Origin of the sequence: Bacteroides sp. 2201st1_D9_2201SCRN_220225 (assembly GCF_040928965.1) — a bacterium.
GTDB classification, from domain to species: domain Bacteria; phylum Bacteroidota; class Bacteroidia; order Bacteroidales; family Bacteroidaceae; genus Bacteroides; species Bacteroides stercoris.
Map to the genome: position 1 here is coordinate 1 of NZ_JBCODG010000143.1, position 3397 is coordinate 3397.

The window sequence follows — 3397 nt, forward strand, 5'->3', positions numbered from 1 at the left end:
AGAGCCTCGATGATGGAAAAATATGAAAAACAGATAAGACCTTTGACACAATGTCGTTTTGATTATAATTTCAATATTGAGGCTGTTTATGGATTCAATACTGACCGTATTCTTCAGAATATAGAGGTTCAGATGCAGGAGCAGTCTTGTGAAAACTTGATACACACAAAGAAAATCACATTCACTAATCTCATAATCAACTAAAAATATGGCACGTAAATTTTTGATTGATGGGAATTGGCTGATTTGTTCCGAGGGAACTTGTATGCAACGCATACAGGTAAACAGCCAAAGTACAATATATGCGCATGGTAAACTTGTGGCAACCATGAATGACCGCATGGACGGGAATTTCTATTGTTTGAAGATGGTTACAGCAGGGGCACTCGTTGGAGCTCTTGTTGGAGCTGTTATAGCAGCCGGAGCTATTCTCACCGGAGGTGCTGCCATTGGTGGAATTGTAGCTGCCATAGGCTCAGGGGCTCTCGTTGGTTCAATTAGCGGTAAATTGCTATCGTTGATGCCATGTATCTGCGCTTGTCTAACGAAACCGAATAGGTGGACAATGGTAAAAGACACTGTTCTACTACAGAATCAAAAAGCATTGATGCCTGATGCAAAATTGAATTGTCTTTTGGGTGGTATGGTATCTATCATCTTACCCCAAATTGAAATTGTTTTGGATGCTCTCGCCTTGTCTAATTGTGCATATAATGTAGATAATGAGGACTCTCCAAGATATAAAGACAATGCAGAAATCCCTAATGGCTGGACTGAAATTAAAGATTTGGAAAAAGAATTTGGTGATGAAATAGCAGCCGTTCTAATCAATAATCAAAATGGCTTTAAGGCTAAGCTATTCAAAAATGGAGATATTTATATTTTAGCCTTTGCCGGAACAGAGCTAAAAGATGATGAAGGGAATTTTAATCATAAGGATGCTGTTACAGATGGGAAGCAGGCTTTTGGATTGGATGATAAGGAAGACGGTCAATATGCTAACGCAGTATCTTTATCAAACACAATATGCTCAAAGATTGAAGAAGATAATGAAAAGGGAGAGAATAAAAAACTCATAATTACAGGGCATTCTTTAGGTGGAGGATTAGCGACTATTGGAGGCGCGGCAACAGGTGCAGATACATATACATTTAATGCCGCTGGAGTTCATAATCAGACTTTTCAAGACCAAGAAGTTAACGCAGAGAATACCCAACATATACAAGCATATTACTCAGATAAAGATCCGCTGAATATTGCGCAGAATCATCGAAGCATATTGATGGCTTTATTAGCATCATCCAAATGTGGGTTCCTCTCTTTTTTAGGAAGCGGAATTTTTTTGACTAATAGCTTGCCACAGGTGGCGGGACAAAGAATTGGACTTGAAACGGATTGCTCTTTGCTTTCCGGGCATTCATTAATGGAGTCCAAATTAAAAGAGGCTCTTATGGCGGAACAAAAAAATACTCCTGACATACAAGTTTATACTGAATATGAATAAGTTTTTGTATCTAACAGTAAGCATATTTTTACTAACCATTTTCAAATGCTGTAACATGAAAGTAGATAAATTTAAGCCAGAAACATATTTTAGTCGTACAGACTACTTGGAAATTACTATGGCGAATGCAATATATCATGAAAACAAGAAGAAAGTCAAAGAATATATTCAATCTGGTAGAATTGATGTAAACAAACCTGGAGCATCGGGCTTTACATATCTTTTATATTCAATTTACATAGAGAAATACGATATGACGAAAGCCCTATTGGAGCTTGGCGCTAATCCCAATCAATTGTCTATAGTAAAACACCCTGATGGAAGCATTGAGAAATTAACTCCTTTAGTTTGCGTATGCAGAAATCATTGGTACTCTATAAAGTATATAAAATTATTGATTGAAAAAGGGGCAAACGTAAATGATACAATCGTTTCTCCTCCTTTAGTGACTTGCATAATGAATTCGGGGAAAGATCAAAAGAAAGTCCGTTATCTAATAGAAAATGGAGCGAATATCAATCTGGTATTTGGAGATTATACGCCAATGCAACATGCCGTATTAAGTAGAAGGTTAGACTTGGTAGATTTATTATGGAGTTATGGAGCAGATCCACTATATATCGGTAAAAAGGGAAATAGTTTAGCGTACATGGTGCAAAAAATAGTCAATAAAAACTTGGGCACTCCTAAATATATTAACCACGCACGTGAGATTATGGAAAGGCTTAAGGGATTGGGCGTTCAATTTCCTGTTTCATTGAAGCCTGCAAAAAATGTAGAAGAGAAAACAGATTCTACAACTACTAATCCCTGTCAAAATCAAACTGATACGAACAAAGTAGAATGGAATTGGATGTAAATGTGTGTCAGTCAGTAGATTTCGGTTGATTGATATAAATTCAACCGAAATCTACTGGGTTATATTTTATCTTCCCATCGAACGCCCCATCTTTTGCTGTTGGTCATAATGTCCCTCCAGTATGTTATCGACTTCCCGTCTGGCTTTAATTTGCTCCCGATTATCCAGTTTGCCTTTCTGCATGGCTGTGATATACAAGAAGTCTCCGGCTGCTTGGTGCGACTGTTTGTCATCACCGAACAGGTTTAAGGCACTCTTGATGTCCGATACCTGCTCCGCATCGAAACGAGGCTTGTAATAATCCCGTGCCAAACGGATGATGCCATTTACCGCCTTGCAGAAGATGTCGCTTGTTTTGAGCAAGAGGAAACTGAAACAGCCGATAATCTGGTTCTGCCACGAAATGCGGTTTTTGAGCCTCGCTGTTTCCTCCGTATGCGCTGCATCCTTACGGTTAAGTTCGGATTGGTACTTTGCCTCCAGTTTCATCAGTTCACTGTGGTGATTGTTCTGCATGGTCTGGATTTTATCCTGCAACCGCTCAATGGTCTCCTCGTGCGTGGAAATCTCGCTACGTAAATCCTCGATTTCATTTTTCAAGGCTTTAGATTTGCCTGTAGCCCAACAGACAGCGGCATCAAGCAGTTCACTGCCTTTCTCCCTATTCAGTTTGGAGCGTTTTTCTTTGATAGCCCTGTCAAGGTCTTCACTCTGCCGCTCCTTTTGATAAGCCGTTTCGATAAGGATGTTGGTTCTGCTTTCAACCTCCTGCATCTTTTGGTTTGCGGTTTCCAGCTGATGCTCCCTGTACTGCCTTGTAGCATCAAGGCGGTTCATCTCCTCTTTCTGCTTCTCGACGATGAAATCGTTACGCTCCAAATGCTTCTTACCTGTCTCGGCTTTGGATTGCCCACGTTTCATGGAGAGGATGTCAGATGCCAAAGTCTGCATCGCCATCATATCGTCATCGTTGAGTTTTTGGCTCTTGCCCGTGTCGTGGTTCATCCAGTCGAATACGATGTGCGCATGGTAAT

Annotated in this window: 4 protein-coding genes; 3 read left to right on the forward strand and 1 reads right to left on the reverse strand. The window is 40.0% G+C overall.

Annotated elements, in window-relative coordinates; all coding sequences use genetic code 11:
- The 3 genes from AB5903_RS22060 to AB5903_RS22070 form a co-directional block, all read left to right on the forward strand.
- Positions 1 to 204 (forward strand): hypothetical protein (locus AB5903_RS22060; RefSeq protein WP_368118297.1); only part of this gene is annotated, 204 nt, incomplete at its 5' end.
- Between the two features lie 4 nt (positions 205 to 208).
- Positions 209 to 1504 carry a PAAR-like protein gene (locus AB5903_RS22065; protein ID WP_254029910.1) on the forward strand — a complete coding sequence of 432 codons (1296 nt, stop codon included), beginning with the start codon at positions 209 to 211 and terminating at the stop codon, positions 1502 to 1504.
- 55 nt (positions 1505 to 1559) lie between these two features.
- Positions 1560 to 2363, forward strand: a complete 804-nt coding sequence (locus tag AB5903_RS22070; RefSeq protein ID WP_254029909.1) for an ankyrin repeat domain-containing protein — start codon at positions 1560 to 1562, stop codon at positions 2361 to 2363.
- A 66-nt stretch (positions 2364 to 2429) separates the two neighbouring features.
- Here AB5903_RS22070 and AB5903_RS22075 read toward each other — a convergent pair.
- Positions 2430 to 3397: mobilization protein (locus AB5903_RS22075; RefSeq protein WP_368118298.1), on the reverse strand; the 968-nt coding region annotated here is incomplete at its 5' end.

Coding starts and splice junctions, on each gene's coding strand:
- AB5903_RS22065 (WP_254029910.1), top strand. CDS start 209: ATGGCACGTAAATTTTTGATTGATGGGAATTGGCTGATTTGTTCCGAG.
- AB5903_RS22070 (WP_254029909.1), top strand. CDS start 1,560: ATGAAAGTAGATAAATTTAAGCCAGAAACATATTTTAGTCGTACAGAC.